At 66.3% G+C, this 25182-nt stretch carries 18 protein-coding genes and 1 pseudogene; 12 read left to right on the top strand and 7 right to left on the bottom strand.

Translation table 11 applies throughout. The features are described 5' to 3' along the window. Positions 1-119: 119 nt before the first annotated feature. Entirely contained in the window at positions 120-314 is a 195-nt protein-coding gene (locus tag OG332_RS41845; RefSeq protein ID WP_327418355.1) for a hypothetical protein, read from the top strand. A 36-nt stretch (positions 315-350) separates the two neighbouring features. On the opposite strand, the gene OG332_RS41840 is transcribed toward OG332_RS41845, so the two are convergent. The 3 genes from OG332_RS41840 to OG332_RS41830 form a co-directional block, all read right to left on the bottom strand. Continuing rightward, positions 351-1388 (bottom strand): phosphotransferase, encoded by a 1038-nt coding sequence (locus tag OG332_RS41840; RefSeq protein ID WP_327418354.1) that lies wholly within the window; start codon positions 1386-1388, stop codon positions 351-353. Between the two features lie 280 nt (positions 1389-1668). Beyond that, a complete protein-coding gene (locus OG332_RS41835; protein ID WP_327418353.1) occupies positions 1669-2589 on the bottom strand; it encodes a LysR family transcriptional regulator in 921 nt (306 codons plus the stop codon). Between the two features lie 294 nt (positions 2590-2883). Continuing rightward, the gene (locus OG332_RS41830; protein WP_327418352.1) at positions 2884-4338 is read right to left on the bottom strand and encodes a carboxylesterase family protein; all 1455 of its coding nucleotides are present in this window, start codon (positions 4336-4338) and stop codon (positions 2884-2886) included. Between the two features lie 320 nt (positions 4339-4658). Here OG332_RS41830 and OG332_RS41825 point away from each other — a divergent pair, with 320 nt between their 5' ends. From OG332_RS41825 to OG332_RS41795, 7 genes are all read left to right on the top strand, one after another. Beyond that, positions 4659-5927 carry a cytochrome P450 gene (locus OG332_RS41825; RefSeq protein WP_327418351.1) on the top strand — a complete coding sequence of 423 codons (1269 nt, stop codon included), beginning with the start codon at positions 4659-4661 and terminating at the stop codon, positions 5925-5927. Positions 5928-5953: 26 nt separating this feature from the next. Further along, positions 5954-7228 carry an LLM class flavin-dependent oxidoreductase gene (locus OG332_RS41820; RefSeq protein ID WP_327418350.1) on the top strand — a complete coding sequence of 425 codons (1275 nt, stop codon included), beginning with the start codon at positions 5954-5956 and terminating at the stop codon, positions 7226-7228. A 5-nt stretch (positions 7229-7233) separates the two neighbouring features. Further along, positions 7234-8196 carry an LLM class flavin-dependent oxidoreductase gene (locus OG332_RS41815; RefSeq protein WP_327418349.1) on the top strand — a complete coding sequence of 321 codons (963 nt, stop codon included), beginning with the start codon at positions 7234-7236 and terminating at the stop codon, positions 8194-8196. A 6-nt stretch (positions 8197-8202) separates the two neighbouring features. Beyond that, positions 8203-10491 carry a CoA transferase gene (locus OG332_RS41810; RefSeq protein WP_327418348.1) on the top strand — a complete coding sequence of 763 codons (2289 nt, stop codon included), beginning with the start codon at positions 8203-8205 and terminating at the stop codon, positions 10489-10491. 47 nt (positions 10492-10538) lie between these two features. Beyond that, on the top strand, positions 10539-11876 hold the full coding sequence (ccrA, locus tag OG332_RS41805; protein ID WP_327418347.1) for a crotonyl-CoA carboxylase/reductase: 1338 nt from the start codon (positions 10539-10541) through the stop codon (positions 11874-11876). 165 nt (positions 11877-12041) lie between these two features. Continuing rightward, positions 12042-12803 (top strand): class I SAM-dependent methyltransferase, encoded by a 762-nt coding sequence (locus tag OG332_RS41800; RefSeq protein ID WP_327418346.1) that lies wholly within the window; start codon positions 12042-12044, stop codon positions 12801-12803. Between the two features lie 38 nt (positions 12804-12841). Then, positions 12842-13348 carry a flavin reductase family protein gene (locus tag OG332_RS41795; protein WP_327418345.1) on the top strand — a complete coding sequence of 169 codons (507 nt, stop codon included), beginning with the start codon at positions 12842-12844 and terminating at the stop codon, positions 13346-13348. A gap of 123 nt (positions 13349-13471) precedes the next feature. Here the strand turns inward: OG332_RS41795 and dnaE are convergent, their stop codons facing one another. Continuing rightward, positions 13472-17029 (bottom strand): DNA polymerase III subunit alpha, encoded by a 3558-nt coding sequence (gene dnaE, locus OG332_RS41790; protein ID WP_327418344.1) that lies wholly within the window; start codon positions 17027-17029, stop codon positions 13472-13474. Positions 17030-17158: 129 nt separating this feature from the next. Here dnaE and OG332_RS41785 point away from each other — a divergent pair, with 129 nt between their 5' ends. From OG332_RS41785 to OG332_RS41770, 4 genes and pseudogenes are all read left to right on the top strand, one after another. Next, on the top strand, positions 17159-18349 hold the full coding sequence (locus tag OG332_RS41785) for an IS4 family transposase (RefSeq protein ID WP_327418343.1): 1191 nt from the start codon (positions 17159-17161) through the stop codon (positions 18347-18349). A gap of 274 nt (positions 18350-18623) precedes the next feature. Then, positions 18624-19659, top strand: a pseudogene (locus OG332_RS48025) (winged helix-turn-helix domain-containing protein). 391 nt (positions 19660-20050) lie between these two features. Then, on the top strand, positions 20051-20371 hold the full coding sequence (locus OG332_RS41775) for a response regulator transcription factor (RefSeq protein ID WP_327418341.1): 321 nt from the start codon (positions 20051-20053) through the stop codon (positions 20369-20371). Between the two features lie 996 nt (positions 20372-21367). Next, complete coding sequence (locus OG332_RS41770) at positions 21368-22003, top strand: dihydrofolate reductase family protein (RefSeq protein ID WP_327418340.1); 636 nt, start codon at positions 21368-21370, stop codon at positions 22001-22003. A gap of 69 nt (positions 22004-22072) precedes the next feature. On the opposite strand, the gene OG332_RS41765 is transcribed toward OG332_RS41770, so the two are convergent. From OG332_RS41765 to OG332_RS41755, 3 genes are all read right to left on the bottom strand, one after another. Further along, a complete protein-coding gene (locus OG332_RS41765; protein WP_327418339.1) occupies positions 22073-23317 on the bottom strand; it encodes an MFS transporter in 1245 nt (414 codons plus the stop codon). Positions 23318-23549: 232 nt separating this feature from the next. Continuing rightward, complete coding sequence (locus tag OG332_RS41760; RefSeq protein WP_327418338.1) at positions 23550-24227, bottom strand: 4'-phosphopantetheinyl transferase family protein; 678 nt, start codon at positions 24225-24227, stop codon at positions 23550-23552. A 2-nt stretch (positions 24228-24229) separates the two neighbouring features. Next, positions 24230-25090 (bottom strand): metallophosphoesterase family protein, encoded by an 861-nt coding sequence (locus tag OG332_RS41755; RefSeq protein WP_327418337.1) that lies wholly within the window; start codon positions 25088-25090, stop codon positions 24230-24232. Between the last annotated feature and the right edge of the window lie 92 nt (positions 25091-25182).

Below are 25182 nucleotides of genomic sequence, written 5' to 3'. Positions count from 1 at the left end.
GGACTCGAGGCCCCCCGACAGCCACCCGATCATCTCCACAGGAGCCACCCGCAACTCCCTCGTAGGAGTTCCTGCGCTACGACTGTGCTCCCAGGGTCGGCTGACCAATCGCCACCAGTGTGATCGAAGTCGCTTGCCAGCACCTGATCGCCGACCGCCTCGGCAGCACTCGTTGGGGACTGGCCGAAGCCGAAGCCATCCTCAAGCTCGGGGCCGTGTCCAGCAACGGCGACTTCGACTCCTACTTCCGATACCACATCACCCGCCAACACCAAAGCGTCTACCGGGAAAAATGCACCCTCCAGCGTGACTGACGAGCTCCCTGTAGAAGAGCTACACCCTGCTGCGTTCTAGCTGCCCACCGCGAAAGCTGCCTGGACCAGGTCGCGGCGCTCGGTCCACCAATCGGTCAGGGCCTCGCCCGCAGCAAAGAGGTGGTCAGAGGAATGATCGGAACGGTCGTTGTGGAACACCAGATGCCATAAGTCCGACACCCGCTTCCACCACAGGCGCTCCACCGCGTCCGCCAACTCGGTGACGCCGATCGGCAGCACGCTGCGGTACCCGGTCACCAACGCCGCGATCTTGACCAGGTCCATTGCCCCGTCCGGCCCGCTGAACATCAGCGTGGCGGTGCGGGCCATCTCCTCGCCGAAAGCCCGCGGACGCATCCGGTCCCAGTCGGTCACTCCCCTCACCCGGCCATCCCGCCACAGGAGGTTCAGGTACTGCACATCCCCATGAGTCCAGCCGAAGGAAGCAATCGTCTCCGTCGCTGCGGAGCGCGCGGCGGCGTACTCCCTTATAAGGATCTTGCGCTCCTCCAGCAGGCCCGCCACTTCCACGTCGCACGGCAGCGGCTCACGCCGGGCGCGTATCACGGCCAGGTACCGATCGGCCTCGGCGAGGGCCTGAGCGGGATCGGGTACGGAAGCGGGAAGCGAGGTAGGAAGGGCGGGAAGGTTGACCAGCACAGCCTCCTGGTTCAGCGCCTGGTGGATCTGGCCCAGCACCACTCCCAGGTGAACCACTTGGTCGGTGGACATGTCGCTCCCGGCCAGGTGTTCGCCGTCGATCCACGGGAGGACGCAATACCCGGCGCTCCCGAATTCCACCACCGCGCTGCGCCCAGCGTCCTGGACGGGCGCGGACACCGGCAGCCCCTGGGCTGCGAGTTCGCCCAGAACACGCAGATTTCGACGGGCTGTGGGCAGCGGGACGTCCCTGATCTGCTTCACCGCGAACACGCCCGCGTCGGTCTCAACGCGCCAGTTGTTGTTCATCAGCCCGTCGGCAAGGAACCGGGCCGCAGTCACCGTTCCCAGGCCAAAGGCGGCGGCGACCCGCTGGAGGTCGGCGCTGACCTCCAGCGGGTCGCCGGCAGACACACGAGCTCCTGAAAGACCAGTCACCCCACCAGGTTAGCGGAGCACGCAGGGTGAGCCGCCACAGCGCCCCCTGTGGCCATGAGACAGCCGAGGAGATCCTAGACGACCTCTGGTGGGGCCTGGACAGCGCCATCCAGCCCGGCATTATGGAGCGAGCGGGCCGCCGTTGGGTGGGCCCTGTCCTGGGCTATCGCTGGACCTCCGCCGGCTCCAGTCGCTGATCACAACGTTCGGGTCCGCTACGACAACGACAACGCCGGCATCGGGTTCTACAGCGGGTTCAGCGCGGCCCCCAGGTCCCGTCGGCGTCGTGGCCGGCTGTTGTGGCGGCGAGGTGGGCGCGGAGGGCGGGCAGTGCCGGGTGGGGGTTGTCGCGGTGCCAGAGGAGCGAGTGTGGGTAGACGGGCGTCGGGTCGGTCACCGGGATGCGGCGCAGGCCGTGGCCGGCGGGCCAGACGAGGCGGGTCTGCTCGCCTATGAAGGTGGCCAGGGCCGGGCTGTCGGCGATGGTGTCGAGGAGCGCGTCGGAGCCAAAGTTGGGGCCGGTCACCTCGATGGTGAGCCCGAACTCGGCGACGAGGTCGTCATAGTAGGCGGCCCACTCGGCGCCGGGGACGATGCAGGGCATCCAGATCCGGTGCCCGGCGAGCTGGGCGACGGTCACCGAGCGGGCGCCGGCCAGCGCGTGGGCGGGGCCGGTGAGGAGTTGGATCGGCTCGTCGAGTACCCGGACGGACTTGATGTCCTCGGGCAGGGGCCGGCCGGGCACGGCGCCAGCGCGGAAGGACGCGTCGATCGCACCCGACCGGAGGGCGGCGACGGCCGTCTCGATGTCGAACAGCATCGCCACGTCAAGCTGAATGTCGGAGTGCGCGCGGTGGAAGCCGCGTATCAGCCCCGACGCCGCGCTGCGTGAGGCGATCACGTCGACGCGCAGCGGACGGCGGTCGGGGTGCACGGACGCGGCCGCACGGTCGGCTACGCGCAGCAGCTCACGCGCGTGGGGCAGGAATACCTGCCCGTCGATGGTGAGCTCCGCGCCGCGCGGGGTGCGGGTGAACAGCCGCACCCCGAGGTTGCGCTCCAACCCGGCGATGCGCTTGGAGACAGCCTGCTGGGTGACCGCCAGCTCGGCGGCAGCCTCCTGGAACTGCCCCGCATCGGCAGCGAGGACGAAGGTCCGGACGGTATCGAGGTCCATGCCGATACCCTACGGGCACAACCGTTGGTTACGCCCGCCGGCCCTGCGGTTGATTGATCCCTGGGCATGGCACCTGCTTTTGATGCTTCCGATCGCCGATCGGTTGTGCGGGCGAATGGTGCTGAGTGTCGGCATGAGAGACCTCAAGGACCAGCAGCCATCTGGGCATCCTGCTGCCGACTCTGCCATTCTTCGTGCCAGTGACACCAGATCGTCACAGGCGGATACACGCCCACCCAACCTTGACGCTCCGCCACTAGGGCTGGCCGACAGGGTCACTTCATTGGCGAGTGGTCAGGGGAGGGGGCCAAGTCGCGTTCCCACCGCATTATCCGCAGTGATCCACTTCGCCACAGGAGTGCCCGGCGTGTAGCTGGGCCAAGCTAGCTGTCCGTGTCTGGCAAGGTCGATCAGAGCGTGCTGCACGTCGGCAACGATTGCACGATCCATCGCGTTGCCCTCGGTGCCCTCGGCTTCGCCGAACAGGGCGGCAGTATCCGCGCCGTGGACGGCTCGGCCGGCCACGGCGGGGTTCCCCGCGAGATGCGAAGTCGTCGGGTGGTAGTCGAAGACCTGCGCCCAGCAGTTCCCGCCCGCGCCGTGCACCGACGTCAGGAGACGTTTCATCGGCTCGTAGTAGAGCGTCCGGGACAAGAAGGCGAGCTTCTCAGCATGCGTGGCGTTTCGCTCCGGGCCGGCCAGCGCGGCGTATTTGACGTCGACCGCCGGACCTGTCGCCAGGTCGAGGATCCTCGCTTCATCGGAGGTGACGGACAGGAGCAGCGGGACGTCTGCGGCGGAGCCTTGTGAGAGGGTCCGGAGCGGCGGGCCCGGGACTAGGTCGCCGTCGATTACCGGCTCGTACAGCAGCGGGCCTGCGCTCAGGGCCTTGAGGTGGATGTGCCTGAGCGCGACGTTGCTGAGTCGGCGCAGGTCGGCGGTGGAAGCCACCAGTGATCCTGCGGCGGTGATGAAGTTTTCAGCGGTGGCAGCGGCCTCAGCGGGTTCGATCGGGTGCTCTGCCGTGCCGCTGTAGACCGCGGCTTTGTGAAACAGGCCGCGCGCCGCAGGGACGCTCACGAGGGTGGCCACGTCTGAGCCGCCGGTAGACAGACCGAAGATGGTGACGTTGTCGGGATCGCCGCCGAATCCGGCAATGTTGTCCTGCACCCAGCGCAGCATCAGCAGCTGGTCGCGGACGGCGAGGTTGACGCTGTCGGCGAACTCCGGGTCCAGGGTGCCGAGGTGGAGCCAGCCCCAAGGGCCGAGACGGAAGTTCGCCGATACGACGACGGCTCCCTGACCGGCGGCGAGAGTCCAGGGGTCGACAGTCGGCATGTTTCCACCGACCATGTGCCGACCAGGGTGGAACCACACCAGAACGGGCTTCGGGGCCGCACTGTCCGGCCTCGCCGACCAGATGTTGAGGTTGAGGCACTCTTCGCTCTTCACAGCGTCCGGGTAGAGCGGGCTCCACCGCCCCGGCGTGGTGGACATCGGCACCTGCCAGCTGTCCGGACCCCATTGGCGGGCGTCGATCGGTCCGGAGGGTGTCGCTGGCACCGGCGGCCGGAATCGTTCGGGGATCCGCCCGTAGGGGACACCACGCCAGTTCGGTACCCCGCGGTCGAGGAACCCGTGCACCTCACCGGAGCTGGTCCGGACCACCAGCGCCGTCTCGTCGCTGGACGGATCGGATGCCTTCCCCCCTGCGAGCGAACTGGGAATCATACGGGCGGTGAACGACATGCGAACCGATTTCCTTCCGAAGCGGGGCCTCGATACGTGGCGGCTCTGCCCGGTGGGTGTTCGATGTCCGTCACGCCTAAGGGCTCTGCGTCGGTGGTGCTCACCGGAACACCCGTGCACTGGTGACCGGCTCACGGCCCCGGGGGACCTCGTGGGTTCGACGCGGCCGCCAGTATTTACCTATGCCGGGCCATGCGCTGTGAATTGAACCTTCGTGCACGTTTACTTCGAGTGTACGAAGGTTCACTTTACGACAGGAGGCCGACCGACTAGTAACTATATGACGTTCATTGCACAGTCGGTCGGACCCGAGGATGAGAATGCCCGATACAGCGCCGGAAGTTGACTTCGACCATCACTCGGCGGAGTACGCCAGCGACCCGTGGGCCACCAACATCGCGATGAATACGCGCTGCCCGGTGGCGCACAGTAGCCACCACGGCGGCTTCTGGCTGGTGACCGGCTTTCAACAGGTCTCGGAGGTAGCGCATCAGCCCCAACTGTTCTCGTCCGCCCACGAGCTCCCGAACAAACCTGGCCGTCCGCAGGGGACGGTGGTGCCCGCGTCCTCGTTCCGCGGCCTGCCGCTGGAGATCGACCCGCCCGAGTTCCTCGAATGGCGGAAGGCGCTGAACGTCTTCTTCTCGCCGACCGCGGCGCGCAAACTGCGGCCGCGGATCGCCCAGTACGCCAGTTGGTGCGTCGACCAGCACATCGAGAGCGGCGAGATCGATCTCGTCATGGATCTCTCCAACCCGGTCCCTGCGCTGATCACCCTCGACATCGTCGGGCTGCCCATGGACGACTGGCGGCTGTATGCGGACGTTGTGCACGCTCTGGTGTACACCCACCCGGGCACACCGGAGTTCGACCGTGTGGAAGCAGGATTCGCCCAGCTCATCGAAACCGTGCGGGAGCTGATCCCGAAGCGCCGGGCGAACCCGGGGGACGACTTCATCAGCTTCCTCACCCAGCTGGAGATCGGCGGTCGGAAGATCTCGGACGAGGACATCCTGGCCACGTGCAACGCGGTCATCCCGGGCGGCGTGGACACGACCACGGCGCTGCTCGCGTCGACGCTGGACCACCTCGACCGCAATCGGGCAGACCGCCGGCGGCTGATCGACTCGCCGGAACTGATCCCGGGCACCTGCGACGAGTTCCTCCGGTACTTCACGCCCGTGATGGGCGCCGGGCGGACCGTCATGGAAGACGCCGAGATCGGTGGCTGCCCGGTGAAGGCGGGCGACCGGGTTCTGCTGTCGTGGGCCGCGGCCAACCTCGACGCGCGGGTGTTTCCCCAGCCGGACGCCGTCGACCTGGACCGCGACGCGCGCAAGCAGGCGGCCTTCGGGATCGGCGTGCATCGCTGCATCGGCCGGCACATCGCCCGCATGGACTTCGAGGTGGTCATCGGGGAGGTGCTGCGACGCCTCCCGGACTACCACCTCGTCGAAGGGGAGGCCGAGCGCTATTCGACGGTCGGCCAGATCAACGGATATGTGAAGATGCCGGCTCGATTCACGCCCGGCCCCCGTATGGGGCCGCATGTGGAGACGGCTACCGAACTGCATTCCTTGATGGGCTGACGTCTAGATTCGATAGGAACGCAACAATGGCGCAGCAAGAGAGATTTCTACGGCTCGGGGCCATCATCGACGGCCCTGGAGGGCATATTGCCGCGTGGCGGCACCCATTGACCCGGGCGGATGCCCAGCTCGATTTCGCCTTCCATCGGAGCAACGCCGAGACGCTCGAACGGGGCGTGTTCGACTGCGTCTTCGTTCCGGACGTAGTGGCCCTTTGGGGAACTGACGTCGAGCACGTGAGCCGAACCGCGCGGAACGAGCACTTCGAGCCGTTCGCGCTGCTGGCCGCGTACGCCGCGATGACCGAACACATCGGTGTGGCAGCGACCGCGACGACCACTTACAACACTCCCTATGACATCGCCCGCAAGTTCGCCTCACTCGACCACATCAGTGGGGGCCGTGCGGGGTGGAACATCGTCACTTCCGCCGCGCCGTGGGAGTCGCGCAACTTCGGCTTCCCCGAACACATGGAGCACGACCTGCGCTACACGCGAGCCGATGAGTTCGTCTCGGTCGTGAACCGCCTGTGGACGAGCGGTGGGAAGCCCATCGACCACAAGGGCAGGTTCTTCCATGTCCGCGGCCCGCTCAACGTCCCGCAGCCCCCGCAGGGACGCCCGGTCCTCTTCCAGGCGGGCGCTTCTCCGGTGGGTCGGGACTTCGCCTCACGGCACGGAGAGGTGCTCTTCACCCGGCACACCAGGCTGTCGGACGCACAGGACTTCTACGCCGACCTGAAGCGTCGCGCCGTCGAGCACGGCCGCAGCGCCGAGCACATCCAGATCTGGGTCGGCCTGCAACCCATCGTCGCCGGTACCGAGGCAGAGGCCAAGCAGCGACTTCGCGAGCTCCAAGAGCTTATGCCGGACATCGTCGCGCTGCGTGCCCTGCAGGACCAGCTCGGCGACGTGGACCTGACCGGGTACCCGCTCGACGGACCCGTACCGGACCTCCCGGTGGCCAACCACTCGCACAGCACGGCAGAGCGGTGGATAGAGCTCGCCCGCCGGGAAAACCTCACCTTGCGTCAACTATCGCTCCGACAGGCCGGAGACATAGTGGCGGGCACCCCCGAGCAGCTGGCCGACCACATGGAGACCCTGTTCATCCAGGGTGGCGCCGACGGCTTCATCGTCGACTTCCCCTATCTGCCGGGCTCCCTGGAGGACTTCGTGGACCAGGTGGTGCCCGAGCTGCGCCGCCGAGGGCTGGTGCGTACCTCCTATGTCGACGGAACACTGCGCGACAACCTCGGTCTGAACGTGCCGTACAACGGGGCCCTGGCAGGAAAGAGGTGAACGGGATGCTGCTCTTCGCTCCTCTGGTCACCGCTCAGGATGACGGTGAGACCGGCCGGACGGCCTACCGCCGGACGCTCGAGCGCGTGCGCTCCGCACAACGGTCCGGCATCGACGCCCTGCTGATCGGTGACCGTCAGGCCGTCGGGCCCGCCAGCGTAGGTGAGTTCGAGGCCGGCACGCTTGCCGCCGCCCTGGCGGTAGCGACCGAGGGGATCGGGCTCGTCACGACCATCTCCACCGAACAGCTCGAGCCTTACCACGTCGCCCGGCTGCTGGCGACGATCGACTACCTGAGCCATGGCTGGGCGGGCTGGCAGTCGGCCGCTCCCAGCGACGACCAAGAGTCCGCCAACTATGCGCAGGGGACCGCCGGTCCGCAGGATCGCCAGTTGGCTCGCGCCGAAGAGTTCGCCCACGTCGTGACCGGGCTCTGGGACAGCTTCCAGGACGATGCCTTCCTGCGCGACCGCGAGTCCGGGGTCTACTTCCTCCCGAATCGGCTCCGGGCGCTCGACCACAAGGGCGAGCACTTCGATGTCGCGGGCCCGCTCAACATCGCCCGTCCCCCACAGGGACACCCCGTACTGGCACGCCGTCTCCTCACTGTCGAAGACGCGGAGTTCGCCGGACGGGTGGCCGATATCGCCGTGGTTCCCGCCGAGCGGTCGGCCGAGGTCGCGGAGATGGGCAAGACCGTCCGGGCGGCCGCGAGCCACCGAGGGCGGGCGGAGTCCGACGTGCGGCTCCTCCTCGAGGTTCCGGCGCACGGGGCCGACGAGCTTTTCCGCACCGATGCCGTGGACGGCTTCGTCCTGATACCCCCGCCGGGGTCTGCCGAGGGCGCCCACTCCGCGCTGGTGGAGCGCGCCAAAGCACTGCGGAGCAGCACCTCACGGCCTGCGGACGGCTCACTGCGCGCCCGGTTGGGACTCCCTCGCCCTCCGGACCGGCGAAGGGCGGTGTGAGGGCCTGTGGAGGAGGCGAAGACCCTTCCGCTGGCCGATCTCACGGTCATCGACATAGCCACCCTGCTCGCCGGACCGTTCGCGGCGGCGCTGCTCGGTGACTACGGCGCCGACGTGATCAAGGTCGAGCACCCGTCCGGCGACCCACTGCGGCGCTTCGGTCATGCGTACCAGGACGTGCCGCTGCTCTGGAAAGTGGCCAACCGCAACAAGAAGAGCGTGGTGCTCGACCTGAAGGAGCCTGAGGGCCGTGAGCACTTCCTCCAGCTCGCGGCGCAGGCGGACGTCGTGATCGAGAACTTCCGACCTGGGACGCTGGAACGCTGGGGTATAGGCCCCGAGGTGCTGGAGCGGATCAACCCGCGGCTGGTCCTGACCCGCGTGACGGGTTTCGGCCAGGACGGCCCGTACGCGAGCAGGCCTGGCTTCGGCACGCTCGCCGAGGCGATGAGCGGACTCGCCGCGATGTCCGGAGACCCCGACGGACCACCCATGCTCCCCCCGTTCCCACTGGCCGATGCCTTGGCCGGCGTGCAGGCGGCTTACGCGACGATGGTCGCGCTGCACGCCCGGGGCCTGACAGGCCGAGGGCAGGTCGCCGACGTGGCGATCACCGAGTCGATGATCGGCGCCCTCGGTGCCCAGCTGCCCGTGTTCGACAAGCTCGGACTCAAGCCGGACAGGGTGGGAAACCTCTCCAACAGCAACGCACCGCGCAACGTCTACCGCTGCGCGGACGACCGCTGGGTGGCGGTGTCCGCCCCCGCACAATCGGTGGCGGATCGCGTCATGCGGCTCGTCGGCAGGCCGGAGTTGATCGAAGAAGCATGGTTCTCCACCGGAACCGGCCGCGTCGCACACCGTGCCGTGGTGGACGAAGCGGTGTCGCGGTGGATCGCGGAGCGCAGCCGCGACGAGGTCGTCGCCGAGTTCGAGGCGGTGGAGGCCGCCGTGGCACCGATCTACGAGGTCGACGACGTACTGAAGGACCCACACTTCCAAGTCCGGAACGTGGCAATCGACGTTCCGGACGACGAGCTGGGTTCCGTCCGTATGCAGAACGTGCCCTTCAGGCTTTCCGCCACACCGGGGAGTGTCCGGTGGGCGGGCCCGCGGCTGGGAGAGCACACCGAGGCGGTGCTCGAGGCCGTGAAGCCCAAGACTGCTGATGCGGCAGGGAAGGGAACGATGAGCAAGACGGCCGAACACCAGAGCTGGGATGTACTCGATCCCTCGACCGACCCTTCGGACCCCGAAGAGTACCTTCGCACGGCGATCCGCTGGCATTTCGGGAACGACACAGGCTCCCCGTTCTGGCTCAGGAGGGCGGCCCTCCTGGACTTCGACCCGATCACCGACGTGCGGACCTTCGATGACCTGAGGCTGTTCCCCAACATCGTCGACGAACTGCGCATGGTGCCGGTGGAGGACCTCATCCCGCGTGGGTACGGACCCAAGACAGGGGCACCAAGGGTCTTCGAGAGTGGCGGGACAACTGGAGCGCCGAAGCGGGCGATCCTCATGCCGGACTGGATCGAGAGCGCCGTCAATCGCATGCTGTACGGCCCCCAGTTCGCGGGTCGCGATCCGGGGAACATCCTGGTCCTCACACCGACCGGCCCACACAAGATCGGCGGTATGTACGACTACATCGCCGAGCGGCAGAACACCATCAAGTTCTCCATCGACATGGACCCCCGGTGGGTCAAGAAGCTGATCAGCCGAGGCGATACCGACCAAGCGGCGGCCTACGTCGACCACCTCCTCAGCCAGGCCGAGCACATCCTCAGCACGCAGCAGGTGGCACTGCTGGTGGTCACGCCGCCTCTGCTGCGGGCCTGTACGCGCAATCCGCGTCTGGTCGAGCTGATCAATTCCAAGGTCGACCTGATGTTCTGGGGCGGGGCGCACATGACCGTCGAGGAGCGCTTCGAGTTGCAGCACGAGTATTTTCCGAACGTGCGGATGCTCAGCCGGTACGGCAGCCTCATGATCCTCGAGAGTGCACAGGAACGGCCCGGTCTCGGGCCGGACGAGGACATCGTCTACGACCCGCGGAGCCCCGTCGTCACCTTCACGGTCGTCGACCCGGCCACCGGGGAGGCCGTCCCGTACGGCAGGCGCGGGCAGATCGTGATGAACCACGTCAGCAAAGGCATGTTCCTGCCGCACAACCTTGAGCGGGACACCGTCATCCGGGTGCCTGGGCTGCCCGGACAGATCGGCGACTCGGTGTCCTCTCCCGCCCCGGTCGACACCTTCGGCGGCGAAACGGTGATTGAGGGCGTGTATTGACCGCCAGTCCCCGAACGCCTCAACTCTCAATTCACCGGAGGCCCAGTGTGAACGACATTCTCGACGCGATCCTCGCGTCGGACGGCACGGCAGCCGACTTCGGTGCGCTGCCACTACCCCAGTCGTACCGGGCGGTGACCGTCCAAAAGGATGAGACCGCTCTCTTCGAAGGAATGGACAGCCTTGCAAAGGATCCGCGCAAGTCGCTGCATGTGGACGAGGTGCCGGTTCCGGAACTGGGGCCGGGTGAGGCCCTCGTTGCCGTGATGGCCAGCTCGGTGAACTACAACACCGTGTGGAGCTCGATCTTCGAGCCCGTCCCGACCTTCGCCTTCCTGGAGAGGTACGGCCGGCTCTCGCCACAGGCCAAACGGCACGACCTGCCCTACCACGTCGTCGGCTCGGACCTGGCAGGCGTCGTGCTGCGTACCGGCGTGGGCGTCAACGCCTGGAAACCGGGCGACCACGTCGTCGCGCATTGCCTGTCCGTCGAACTGGAGAGCGCCGACGGCCACGGCGACACCATGATGGACCCGGAGCAGCGCATCTGGGGCTTCGAGACGAACTTCGGCGGCCTGGCCGAGATCGCCCTGGTCAAGTCGAACCAGCTGATGCCGAAGCCGGACCACCTCAGCTGGGAGGAGGCCGCAGCCTCGGGGTTGGTCAACTCCACCGCGTACCGCCAGCTGGTCTCCCGCAACGGCGCCGGCATGAAGCAGGGCGACAACGTCCTGATCTGGGGCGCCAGCGGCGGCCTCGGCTCGTACGCCACCCAGTTCGCGCTCGCCGGCGGCGCCAACCCCATCTGCGTGGTCTCCAGCCCCGAGAAGGCGGCCATCTGCCGCGCCATGGGCGCCGAGGCGGTCATCGACCGCAACGCCGAGGGCTACAAGTTCTGGAAGGACGAGCACACCCAGGACCCCAAGGAGTGGAAGCGCTTCGGCAAGCGCATCCGCGAGCTGACCGGCGGCGAGGACATCGACATCGTCTTCGAGCACCCGGGCCGCGAGACCTTCGGCGCCTCGGTCTACGTCACCCGCAAGGGCGGCACCATCACCACCTGCGCCTCCACCTCGGGCTACATGCACGAGTACGACAACCGCTACCTGTGGATGTCGCTGAAGAAGATCGTCGGCTCGCACTTCGCGAACTACCGCGAGGCGTGGGAGGCCAACCGCCTGGTCGCCAAGGGCAAGATCCACCCCACCCTGTCGAAGGTCTACTCCCTGGAGGAGACCGGCCAGGCCGCCTACGACGTCCACCGCAACCTCCACCAGGGCAAGGTCGGCGTCCTCGCCCTCGCCCCCGAGGAGGGCCTCGGCGTCCGCGACCACGAGATGCGCGCCCGGCACCTCGACGCGATCAACCGCTTCCGCAACGTCTGAAGCGGTCGGGCGTACCCCCGACGTGCTCCGGCCGGCCTGAACACGTCCCCTCCAGTTCCGTTTCCGACGCGGCTGCGGCCGCGAGCCCCACACCCGCAGCGCAGCTGAACCAGCACCTCTACCGGGCCTCCGTCGGCTGAGCCAACCAAAGGGAGCAGCTCCCGCATGTCCTTCAGCAAGCGGTACCTCGACCGTGCCAGGGCCGGAGCGTTCGGTTCCGTAGCTCAGCAGTACGACCTTTACCGCCCTTCATACCCGGAGGCGCTCATCAATCGCCTCGTGGCGTCGTCACCGGCCGCGGTGCTCGACATCGGCTGTGGCACGGGGAAGGTCGCGACGGCGCTCGCCAAGCACCGTCTCCCAGTCCTCGGCCTTGAACCCGACAGCCGGATGGCGGAGATGGCAAGGGCCAACGGAGTGACCGTTGAAGTCGCGATGTTTGAGGACTGGGACGGAGCAGGACGGACCTTCGACCTCCTCACCAGTGGCGATGCCTGGCACTGGATCGACCCCGTTGAGGGGCGGCGGAAGGCGGCCGACCTGCTCAACCCGGGAGGACTGATCGCACGTTTCTGGAACGTCCACGAGGCGGAACCGGCCCTCCTCAGGGCATTCGAAGCCGTGTACCGGGAGTGGGCACCGGACGTCACCGTCGCCGGCGGTGTCCCCAAGAGCACCCGGAACGCCCCTGATTCCTTCGCGGACGATCCTGCTTTCGCCATCTGCAGTTCGGACACCTACTCATGGGAACTCACCCTGACAGCGGAGGAGTGGGTAGGACTGGTCACTACCTTCAGCGACCACCAGCAACTGGCGCCAGAACAGTTGGCGACCTTGCTCGACGGGCTGCGTGCAGTGATCGAACGGCACGGCGGCACCGTGCGGACTCGCTCCGGCACCTTCGTCCAGCTTGCCGAGCGGGCCTGACGGCTCGGGTAGCCGATATCGCGAGGGGGAGGTCGACGATGGGAACGCACGGTGTGCGGGGCGTGGCGCCCGAGGAGGAGACGTTCCGCGAAGTGCTTGGCCACTTCGCCAGCGGTGTGGTCGCGGTGACAGGCATGGCGCCCGACGGCAACCCGACCGGACTGACCATCAGCTCGTTCACCGCGGTCTCGCTCGAGCCCCTTCTCGTGTCGTTCTGCATCGGACGTACCAGTCGCACCTGGCCACTGCTGCGTGCATCCGACAGCATTTGCATCAACATCCTGAGCGAGCACCAGCAGAACGTCTCCGCCTGTCTGGCTCGCAGTGGCGGGAAGAAGTTCAGCGGACTGGGATGGTCCCGCTCGCCGGGTGGTCTGCCGCTGCTCGACGGCACCCTCGCCTGGCTGGAGGGCACGGTCGACGCGCAGCACCAGGCCGGGGACCACGACATTGTCGTCACCCAGGTTCGCGACCTCGGAATCGTCGAAAGCTCTGGCCCCTTGATCCACTACCGGGGCGCTTACCGACGCCTCAACCCCTCCTGACGAGAGGGCGTTTCCCTCCCCGGAGGAAGCGGGAGCAGACCGACCAGTCGCCTGTCCGGCTGCCGCTCCCGCTTCCTGAAGCACACCGGCCTCAGCGGTCTCGAACCCAGATCGTCTCCGCGCTCAGGCCAGACTCCATACACCGGTTCCCAGTAGGCTCTTGATCTCGGAGGCGACGGGGTCGGGGTCGATCAGGAAGCCAAGTTCGTACACGGTCGTCTTCTGGCGCCCTTCAACCTTCAGCCGTACCGGGGTCTGACCAGGGTGGCTGCTGAAAGAGTGCTTCATCTCAGCGACGATTTTCGGCGTGATCTTCGACTCCGTGACGGTGATCAGGATCGGCGATAGACCGCCGTGTTCGGCCGATGCGATGTCAAGTGCCTGTACTGCCTCCCCGAACACCGAGACCGTACCGTCGCGCTCGTTCAACCGTCCGCTGGTCGCGATCACGTTGTCTTCGATGAGTTCGTGCTGGACCAGCATGTACGCCTTGGGGAAGAACAGCACCTCCATCTCGGCGTCGCGGTCGGCCAGGCTGATGATCGCCCACGGGTTCCCCGCCTTGTTCACCCGCTTGTCGACCGAGGTGATCAGGCCGGCAAGCTTGACGATCCCCTCTGTCCGCCCAGAGCCCAGGAGATCCGCGATAGAAGTGTCTCGGTTCCGGGCCAAGATGTGCTCCGCTCCGTCCAGCGGGTGACCGGAGACGTACAGCCCCAGCATTTCACGCTCTTGGCTGAGCAGCAGTTTACGCGGCCACTCACGGTCCCCGATGGTGAAGTCCAAACCGATACCGGGCGTTCCGCTACCGTCGTCGATGGCACCGAACAGGTCGTCTTGCCCGATGGCCTGCTGCTTTTTCACCCCGATGACGGAATCGACGGCGCCTTCGGCGATCGCAGCCAGACCTTGGCGGGTGTGGCCGAGTGAGTCGAACGCCCCTGACTTGATCATGGAATCGATGGCACGCTTGTTGCACACCGGCAGGTCCACTTTATCCAGGAAGTCCGCGAACGAGGAGAAGGGACCCTTCTCCGCGCGCGAGGCGATCAAGGAATCGATGACAGGGAGGCCGACGTTCCGAACCGCTTGGAGGCCGAAGCGCACGTCATCGCCGACGGCGGTGAAGTCGGCGACGGACTCGTTCACGTCCGGGGAAAGGACCTTGATGCCATTGGATCGGGCGTCGGCCAAGTACACTGCGGACTTGTCCTTGTCGTCACCCACTGACGTCAACAGCGCCGCCATGTACTCGGCCGGGTAGTTCGCTTTCAAGTAGGCGGTCCAGTACGACACGAGGCCGTACGCGGCAGAGTGCGACTTGTTGAAGCCGTAGCCGGAGAACGGCAGCATGACATCCCAGACAGCCTGGCACGCTTCGTCCGAGAAGCCGCGCTCGTTCATGCCTGCATGGAATTTTTCGAACTCCGCAGCCAGGACTTCCGGCTTCTTCTTCCCCATCGCCCGTCGCAGCAGGTCGGCGCCACCGAAGGAGTAGCCGGCCAACTCACGTGCGATGGCCATCACTTGCTCCTGGTACACCAGAAGGTGATAGGTCAGGCCCAGGATCGGCTCCAGCGCTTCCTTCAACTCGGGATGGATCGGTAAGACTTCCTGGCGGCCGTTCTTGCGATGCGCGTAGTTGATGTGGGTGTTCGCGCCCATCGGCCCCGGACGATAGAGAGCACCGACGGCAGAGAGGTCCTCGAACTGGTTCGGCACCATCAGGCGCAGCAGCTGCCGCATGGCTGCACCGTCGAGCTGGAACACGCCCAGCGTGTCGCCCCGAGCGAGCAGTTCATACGTCTTCTTGTCGTCGAGCGGGATCTTGGCCGTCTCGATCTGCACGCCGCGGTTCTGCTCGATCGTCTTGATCGCGTGATCAATGATGCCGAGGTTGCGAAGCCCCAGAAAGTCCATCTTGATCAGGCCCATGTTTTCACAGGACGGGTAGTCGAACCCTGTGATGATGACGCCGTCCTTGGACCGCATGTGCAGCGGTACCAGGTCAATCAGAGGCTCGGAGGATAGGATGACCGCTGCCGCGTGCACACCGGTTCCACGGACCAGACCTTCGATCCCAAGGCCGGTCTCGTAGATCTTCCGCACATCAGGCTCGTTCTCGATCATGGCCCGGATCTCCGCGCCCTCACTGTAGCGCGCGTGATCCTTGTCAAAGAGCTTGGCCAGCGGAACGCCCTTGCCATTCGCGTCCGGCGGCATCGCCTTGGTAATGCGGTCGCCCATCGCAAACGGGTACCCGAGGATTCGGCCGGCGTCCTTGACTGCGGCCTTGGCCTTGATCGTGCCGAAGGTGTTGACCTGAGCCGTGTGGCTGGAGCCGTACTTCTCGGTGACGTAGCGCACCATCTGATCACGCTGGCGGTCGTCGAAGTCGAGGTCGACGTCGGGCGGGTTGATGCGCTCGGGGTTCAGGAACCGCTCGAACAACAGCCCGTGCTCCAGAGGGCAGATCTCGGTGATGCCTGTGGCGTAGGCAACGATTGAGCCGGTTGCGGAACCACGACCAGGACCGAGCGGGATACCGCTTCTCCGGGCGTGTTGACAGATATCGGAGACGACGAGGAAGTAGCTGGAGAATCCCATCGGCCCGATGACCTTCATCTCGATCTCAAAGCGATCAAGACACTTCTGGGGCACGGGATCGCCGTAGCGCTCCCGGAGGCCGTCCAGGGTCACCTTACGCAGCCACGATTCCTGCGTCTCCCCCTCTGGCACGTCGAACTGGGGCATCCGGTCGACGTAGTCGAAGACCTCGTCGTACGGCTCGACCATCTCCGCGATGAGCAGCGTATTGTCACACGCTTGTGGGAGCTCGCGGAACAGTTCTCGCATCTCGGTGGCGGTCTTCACGTAGTAGCCGGAGCCACTGAACTTGAACCGGTTCGGGTCGTCCTTGTTCTTGCCCACACCGATGCACAGCAGGGAGTCGTGCGCGTCCGCCTGGTCGGCAGTGACGTAGTGCGAATCGTTCGTGGCCAACAGCGGGATGGCGAGGTGGTCGGCCAGCTTGAGTAAGTCGGCGCGGACATCCCGCTCAATGTCCAGGCCGTGGTCCATCAGCTCAAGGAAATAGTTCTCCTTGCCCAGGATGTCTTGGTAGGCGGAGGCGACCTTCACGGCCTCATCCCACTGTCCCAGGCGCAGACGGGTCTGGACTGCGCCGGACGGGCAACCGGTCGTGCCGATGATGCCCTCGGAGTGCTCGGCGATCAGCTCCATGTCCATGCGCGGCTTGCCGGCCGGGAACTGGCCCTCAATGCTGGCGATGGACGACAGGCGGAAGAGGTTCCGCAGGCCCTGGGTGTTCTTCGCCCACATGGTCATGTGGGTGAAACGGCCACCGCCGGACACGTCCTTGCCGCCTTCGCCACCGTCAGCCGCCGCGCCGCGGACTCCACCCCGCCCCCAGAAGACGGGCTTCTTGTGGTGCCGGGACTCGGGTGCGAGATAGGCCTCGATCCCGATGATCGGCTTCACGGCAGTCGTCTTCGCGGTCTGGAAGAATTCGTACGCCCCGAACATGTTCCCGTGGTCCGACATTGCGACCGCGGGCATGCCCTGACGCTCAGCCTCGGCGATCAGCTTGCTGTTCTTCGCGGCCCCGTCCAGCATCGAGTACTCGGTGTGAACATGCAGGTGAACGAAATTATCGGCCACGGTGGGGGCACTCCTCGGGCGAGCGGCGGCGGCTGGGCGACTCTGATCCTAGCGCCAAAGCCGTTGACTTTGGGGGCATTTAGCGGTTCAACGGAGGCCAGGGGGTGGCGTCTGATGACTGTTCGGCTGGTGGACCGGATCAGGCTGGGCGATCTGGACGAGGTGTTCCCGCCAGAGCTGGTGGACGCGGTTCTGGCCAAGTCCCAGGCGTGTGAGGTTCGGGTACGCCTGCTGCCGCCGAGGCTGATGGTGTATTTCGCGCTGGCGCGGGCATTGTTCTGTCCGGAGCCTTACCTTGGAGTGCTGCGCACTCTCGCCGTGGCTGCTCGCCACGAGGACGAGTGGGGCGAGTGGCGAGTCCCGGACAAGGCGGCAGTCTTCCGTGCCCGACGCAAGCTCGGCGTGGAGCCGATGCATGAACTGCTGGTTCACACCGGCACCGCAGTGGCCGATGCGCGGACGCCGGGTGCTTTCTGGCGGGGACTGCGGCTGATGGGAGTCGATGGCACAACACTGCCGGCCGCCTACTCGCAGGCCAACGAAGCAGGGCTGGGACGGCTTCAGACGAGGCCGGACAAGGGCCCGACCGGATCTCCCCTGGCCCGGGTGATGGTGCTGGTCGAAGTGGGGAGCCGTGCGATCTGCGACGCGGCGGTCGACTCTCACCGGGTCGAGGAACGCGTTTTGGTCGAGCGGCTCGCCCGCTCGTTCCGGCCGGGCATGCTCGTCCTGGCTGATCGCGGCCTGCCCGGAGCCCAGCTCTGGCAGCTGCTGGCGGCTACCGGTGCCGATCTTCTGTTGCGGATCCCCGGCATCGTGAAACTTCCGGTGGCGGAGGTCCTGTCCGACGGCTCGTGGATCTCCACCGTCCTGGACAGAAGGAGCGGCGGCGTCCGACCGCCCCAGGACGTCCGGGTCCGGGTGATCGAGTACAGCCGGGAGATCGCCTGCCGCAAACGGGCCGAGACCTACCAGTTGATCACCACACTCATGGACCCCGAACGGGCTCCGACCACAGAGCTGGCCGCGCTGTACGGTGAGCGTTGGGAGCTGGACAACACCCTGGCCGAACTGGAGACCACGCAGATCGGGAGTCGAACCGTACTGCCGAGCAAGAGCCCGGAGCTGGTGTTCCAGGAGATTTACGCCCACCTGGTCCTCTACACCGGCGTGAGAGTCCTGATGCACAGAGCCGCAGTGAACCGTAGCGATCCGCTCGATCCTGGTCGGCTGTCCTTCGCCGCCGCCCTGCGGGCAGCCCGCCACAGCGTCACCTCGTTGAACAGGGAGCCTTCCGGACCTCTCGAAAATGGCGTTTGAGCTCCCCCGGACTCAATCCGCCCAGTCGGCTACGTGCGGTGATCCGGCAGGCGAAGCGAAGGATGCCCTGCTTGCTGTCATGAAACCTCGACCAACCACGGCAGACCCCGCTGGCCAGCCGAGATTCTGCAGATCATCGCAACCGTCGCCCCCCGCCACCTCCCTCTCCAAGAAATCCCGTACGCCGAAACCGGCCAGTCCATCCACTCGTGACGTTCAACTCGTGATGTCGTAGGGGCTGACGGCCTGTCGTCCGCTGCGGTATCACCGGGGTATGCGGTATCCACAAGGGGGCGGGCTGACCACCGAACGCCAGTAGTTCCGCGAGGGGTTACGGCTCCAAGCCGCGGAGCGCTTCGCCCTGGGTGAGGCGCCTGCGGTGATCGCGAAGGGCCTGCGGGTCAGTGTGCGGTCGGTGCAGCGATAGCGGCGGACGTGGAACGAGGGCGGTCCGCAGGCTCTACGGTCGCAAGGCCCGCCGTCGCGGCCGAGGCTGACCCAGAAGCAGTTCACCCAGTTGGTGGCGGAGCTGGCCAAGGGCCCGCCGCGCACGGCTGGGAGGACCAGCGGTGGACGCTGGCGCGGGTCAATACGGTGATCCGCCGGCGCTTCCACCGGACCTACACGGTCCAGGGCGTGCGGAAGCTGCTGCGCAACGGCTGGTCCTGCCAGGTGCCGGCCCGACGCGCCATGGAGCATGACGGCAAGGCCGTGGCCGGGTGGGTCAAGGAGGTGTGGCTCTGCGCGGAAGACTCGCGGCGCCTTGTGGAGCCCGGCTCACCGTCGAGGACGAGCCGGGATTCTCCATGACACCGCCGCCGGCAAAGCCCTGGTCACATCGCGGCCGCCGGTCGGTGCTACCGATCCGTGCCCGTTCCCACAGACGGATGTCCATCGCCTCACTGGCCTGATACAAATCCGGCCACCGGCTCCGGCTCATCTGCAGGGCGACGGTCGGCATGACGGACGCCAGAGCTTCTCCTGGCGCGACTACCGGGACCTGCTGATCGCATCCCACAGCAGCTCGGGGGCCCGATCATGCCCGTCTGGGACAAACATCAACGTCCACAAGGCCGCCCGGCTGTGGGAGTTCGCAGCTTCCCGAGACTGGCTGACCAGCATGTAAGACCTGCCGTCCGACGCTCCCGGTCTCGACCCCGTCACAGGGCCCGGTCCCGCCCAGCGCATCCGACGCGACCTACGGCACATCCTGTACCGCGGCAAACCTCACAGACGGCCGCCCGGCCGAGACCGGCCTGACCATCAGACCCCTGAGCAACCAGATGACGTCACGAGTTCAACCTCGGTAACAGCAGATAAGCCAGCCACATACCTACTTTGACGAAGCCGTACACACTTCCCTGCCATCACGGAAATTAAACCTACAGTCGCAAAATAAGTCCAGATATCTCCCCAGAGAAGTCCAAATACTTCCCCTCGGATGAAAAAATCTTGCGATCTGAGGAGCCCTACGACTAACCTATAGAACTAATATTCGGCTGGAAACGTACGACTTCTACACACCTTCGATTTCACATTGCGCTCCCCGTTCCGATTTCTCAATATTCAAAGCAAGGCGCCCACCGAAGGGAGTGTTCGGCTATGATATTGGCCCCCGTTTCAGGAAATCGATGCCCCACTAGTTCGCGGATGCTCGCGTTACCTACCCTCACCGAGAGGGAGCATACATCCACTGCAGAAATGAACGAACGCATCCAGCATGAAGACCTCACGGAACTCGCCGGGGATGCCCAGCCACCAGCCAAACCGCACAGGTGGCACGAAGAACTAGCCAAGGTCACCCTGCTATCGGACCGGGAATTCCAGGTGTTCCGTTTATTGGGCAACGGCAGCTCAAACCGCGGTATTGCGCGACACCTGCGTATCACCGAGCGTACCGCGAAGGCCCACATGTCCCAAATCATGGCGAAACTCGGCGTCGAGTCGCGGCTACAGGCAGGACTGGTCTCGTACACCTACCAGCTCACGTTTTTCTACAACATCCCACAGGTTGACCTCTGACGCCCGGGGTGCCCGTTAGAACCGGAAGCAAACCGAGGCCTCCCGCACCTCTGGAGGAATTCTTTCAAGTCGAGTTAAAGAATTCCTCACCAAGATCGGAGACCCATGGAAGCGTGAGCAAACGTGTAAATAACGATGCCGCAGACGGCTCAGGTATCAATCCCAGGGTATCTGATCACGTGAACGCGACCACCGTAGCCGTCCCGTGGCGCATACGGGGGCAAAACTCGAAATCCACCTGCGGATGTCATGGTAGACAGCTGCCTTGGATCCTTCGCCGAATGGCCCGATCCATCTTGTCCACTGTGAATCGCGTGGCTCACGGTGTGACGGCGACGGTGGTCACCTGCGCCGCCGGCAAGGACCGGATCGGAGTCGCCCGCCACCACTGTGGGGTGACCCCGGGCGTACCCCGACCTCGGCGCCCCAGCCGTCCAGCGCGCAAACCACCTGGCCCAGCCGGACGAACTCGCGAGCGAGGAAGGCAAGCCGGATCGGCCCCCACCGCTACCTGTGACGAAGACCGGGGACGCGGTCAGCCGGCGCAGCCACAACAGGCGCCGGCCCAGCGGGCCGCGGCGCAGCGAGCCAGCCCGATGCGCCCACTGACCGTCGCCGCTCCGGCCGGGCTCCTCCCCCGACCGGCCCGGCCGTCCGGAATTGCAACACCGTGGACAAAGGTTCACTTTCCATGCGCACCGCATCGTGCCTAAGAATTGTCGTGCGCCGACCATGAAGAGTCCGTTCATCACGCCTGTATGAGTACGGGAGAGCCGCATTGACCGACACGACTCGCCAGACCAAGCCGTGCGCCGTCGCGGAGCAATTCGTCACCGGATTCATGGAGGCCGGACCCACCCGCGTCCCGCGCCTGGTGATGGGGAAGGACACGGCGCGATTCCGTGAGCCAAGCCGCACAGCTTCGTGGAACCCGGAGGATTGCCATCCGACGACTGCTGCCCACGGGTCCACGACTTCGCAAAAGGGCATCAGGGCATGAGCATCGTCAGTTGCCACGTCTCGATGTCCCTTGACGGCTTCGTCGCCGGCCCCGACCAGAGCGCGAAGAACCCGGTCGGCGTGGGCGGGATGCGCCTCTACCAGTGGGTGTTCGCCAGCAAGGCATGGCATGAGCATCAGGGCCGCCAGGGCGGTGAGCAGACCGTCGACTGCCAGGTCATCGAGGAAGTCCTCGACGGGGTCGGCGCCTACATCATGGGGCGGCACATGTTCGGTGGCGGCGAAGGCCCCTGGGACGAGTCCTGGCACGGCTGGTGGGGCGAGGAACCGGCCTTCCGCGCACCTGTTTTCGTGCTCACCCACTATCCACGGGAGCCGCTGGAAATGCGGGGTGGCACCACGTTCACCTTCGTGACCGAGGGCATCGAAGCCGCGCTTGAACAGGCCCGCCGCGCTGCCGGCGGGCAGGCCGTCTCGATCGCCGGCGGAGCCGAGACCGTCCGGCAGTTCCTCGCCGCCGGGATGCTCGACGAGCTCTACGTACACCTCGTCCCGATCGTGCTGGGTGCCGGCGAACGGTTGCTGCTGGACGTCGGCGACCCGACCCTGGAACTCGTGAAGGTCGTTCCATCGCCCAAGGTCACCCACATCAAGTACCGTATCGTCCATTGACCGCGGGCACTACAAGACGGACGGAGCTGGTTGCCCCGTAGCCGCACCGGTCTTCGGGGGTACACGGCGTCAAACGCTGATCATGGCCGGTACGCGTTCGTGTTGTGTGGTGTGCCGAGAGCGGAGAAGCAGAAGCGGGGTCGTCAGCATCAGGACACCGGCAATCCCAATAGCAGTGCGGGGGCCGATGAGGCTGGCCAGCACGCCCCACAGGACGGTCAGCATGGCGACGGTGGCGTTGCTGGTGACCGTCCAAGCGGACAGGACCCGGGCGACCCGGTCCGTCGCGGTCTGCTCCAGCCTGTAGGTCGCGAACACCGGGTTGAACACGCCCATACAGGTGATCATCCCGAACTCGACGGCCACCACGACCACGATCCCGGCGACGCCTGGCTGGATGAAGACAAGCCCGAGCAGCCAGCAGGCGCGCAGCACTCCGGCGGTGAGCATCACCTGGTGCTCACCGAAACTCCTGACAAGTGGGCGGGCCACGCGCGAGCCGATGATGCCCCCGATACACGGGAGTCCGAAGGCGAGCCCGTACTGCCAAGGGGCGAAGCCAAGCGGGCCCAGCATGAGGACCGCGAGCAGCGGCGAGGTGGCCATGATCAGGCCGTTGACCAGGATCGTGTTGAACAGCAGCGGGCGGAGTGCCGGGTGCGTCAGGATGTACCGCCAGCCCTCGAACAACTCAATGGCCCTCAGCCCCGGTGTTCCGGCGGACTCCGGCCGCTGCTCCGTGCCGCCGATCGCGCGGATACCCACGGCCGAGAGCAGGAAGCTGACCGCGTTGGCCATGACCGTCACCACAGGGCCGAGCAATCCGATCGCGGCGCCGCCGAGCGGCGGTCCCAGCACAGTGGCGGTCCAGGTCGTGGATTCGAACCGCCCGTTCGCGATGAGCAGGCTTTCCCGCGGCACGAGTGCCTTCAAGCACGCCCCACTCGCAGCCCGGAAAGTGATGTTGGCAGCCGCGACGACGACGGACACCACCATTAGCTGGACGTAGCTCAGAAGGTCGAACATGAATGCGATGGGGACGGTCATCAGTGCCGTGAAGCGGACGAGGTCCATCGCGATCATCACCGGCCGTTTGCGGCGGAACTCCACCCACGGAGCGAGCGGCACCGCCACCACGGCTCCCACCGCCAGCCCTGCAGCCGCCAGCACCGACACCTCGGCCGGCTCGGCATGCAGCAGGAGGATCGCAATCAACGGAAAGGCGTCGAAGGCAAGCCAGGTACCCAGGGTACTGGCCGCGTACGACGCCCAGAGCCAGCGGAACCCCGACCCCAGGGACTGCCTCTCAGCCATGCTTGCCTACTCTTTGCTCGCCCAAGCTCATCACGCGTAACGGCGATATCAAATCGAGTGGCGTGCCCGAAGGTCAAACAACCGATGTCACAACCGCGTGTTGTAGACGGGATGTCGTTCGGCTCACCTCAGCCCCGATTCGCCCGTCCATGAGCGGCTTTGGGGTGGGCGAAAGGGCAGTCGCAAGACCACCGGGCCTGCCCGGTCGTGCCTGCCCGGACGGACCGTGTGATCACCGCGACGCGGATCCGCCGACGGGCGGGACGGCGACCGCGACCGCGGTCAGCACGAAGCCGGCACGCACGGCCCATCGCCCGCTGAAGCCATCGAAGGTCGAGTCGCCCCCATGCGGCCCCGGGGCCAGAAGCCGGGCTTCGAAGGTCCCGTGGTCCGGGTCGAACTCGATGACGGCGTCCTCGAACTCCAGGGGCTTCCCTGTCAGTGGGAACCACGCTTTGTAGAAGGACTCCTTCGCACTGAAGAGCAGCATTTCCCAGGGCGCCTCGGGGAGGTGCCTGCGGTACCGCGCCACTTGCTTCCGCTCTTCCGGCAACGAGACCGCTTCGAAGACCCCTGGGCGGAGCGCTTGTACCCGCTCCGCATCCATCCCCACCGCCAACAGGTCAGTGCTGCGCACCACGGCCGCCGCCCGGTAGCCCTCGCAGTGCGTGATCGAACCCCTCACCCCGGTCGGCCACAGTGGTTCGCCCTGTGCCCCAGACAGCAGTGGTGCGGCCGGGTACCCGAGCCGGGACAGTGCCTCCCTGGCGCAGCGCCGTCCGGTGGTGAATTCCTTCCTGCGCACGTCCACGGCGTTGGCGATCAGCGCCTCCTCCGCGGGGAAGAGCGGTGGTCCCGGCGGGTCGCCGAAGGCCGACACCACCTGCACCGAGTCCGGCAGCAGTTCCACGATCACAGTGCCGCGGCAGCGGGGAAGACCTCGCGCAGCAGCGGATCCGGCTTGCCCCGGCGCGACCACTCCCTCGGGTAGCCCAGCGAGACCTCCCGGTGGGGCACCCCGTCGTGCCAGGTGACGCGGGGGATGTGAAGGTGCCCGTAGATCACGGTGGCCGCCCTGTAGCGCACGTGCCAGTCCGCGGTGCCCGAGGTGCCACACCACAGCGCGAACTCGGGGTAGCGCAGCACTGCGGTGGGTTCGCGGACCAGTGGGAAGTGGTTGACCAGCACGGTGGACAGTTCAGGGTCGCAGGTGTCGAGCCGCTTGCGCGTGTACTCGAGCCTGGCATGACACCAGGCCTCGCGGCTCACGTACGGGTCTGGGTGGAGCAGGTACTCGTCGGTGCAGACCACCCCGGCGTCATAGGCCTTGCCGAGGCCCTCCTGCCCGTTTCGGGTGCCGGCCGGCAGGAAGCTGTAGTCATAGAGGACGAACAGCGGTGCCACGGTCACCGGCCCGCCCGGGCCGGTCCAGACCGGATAGGGGTCCTCCGGGGTCAGCACGCCGAGGGAGCGGCACCTTTCGACGAGATGGAGGTAGCGGTCCCGCCCCCGCAGCGTCACAGGGTCGTCCTGGTGGGTCCACAGCTCGTGATTTCCCGGGACCCAGACCACGGTGTGAAAACGGTCGGCCAGCAGCCCCAGCGCCCACTCGACGTCGGCGGCCTTCTCGGCGATGTCGCCTGCGACCAGTAGCCAGTCGTCCTGGTGCCGGGGGTGGATCCCCTCCACGATCTGCCGGTTCTGTTCGTGGGCCACATGGAGGTCGCTCACCGCGTACAGCCTGCCCCCGGACGGTCCTGCCACCGGTCTCATTCCTGCTGCCTCCCTCTGCGACAACCTGGAGCCGGCATCGTCTCTGCTCTCTTCCGCCCTGGCCCGGGGACCGGGTTTGCCGACCGCACGAA

It is taken from the genome of Streptomyces sp. NBC_01233 (assembly GCF_035989305.1).
In the GTDB taxonomy this organism is placed as follows: domain Bacteria; phylum Actinomycetota; class Actinomycetes; order Streptomycetales; family Streptomycetaceae; genus Streptomyces.
This window is presented reverse-complemented; position numbering and strand designations above follow the sequence as displayed.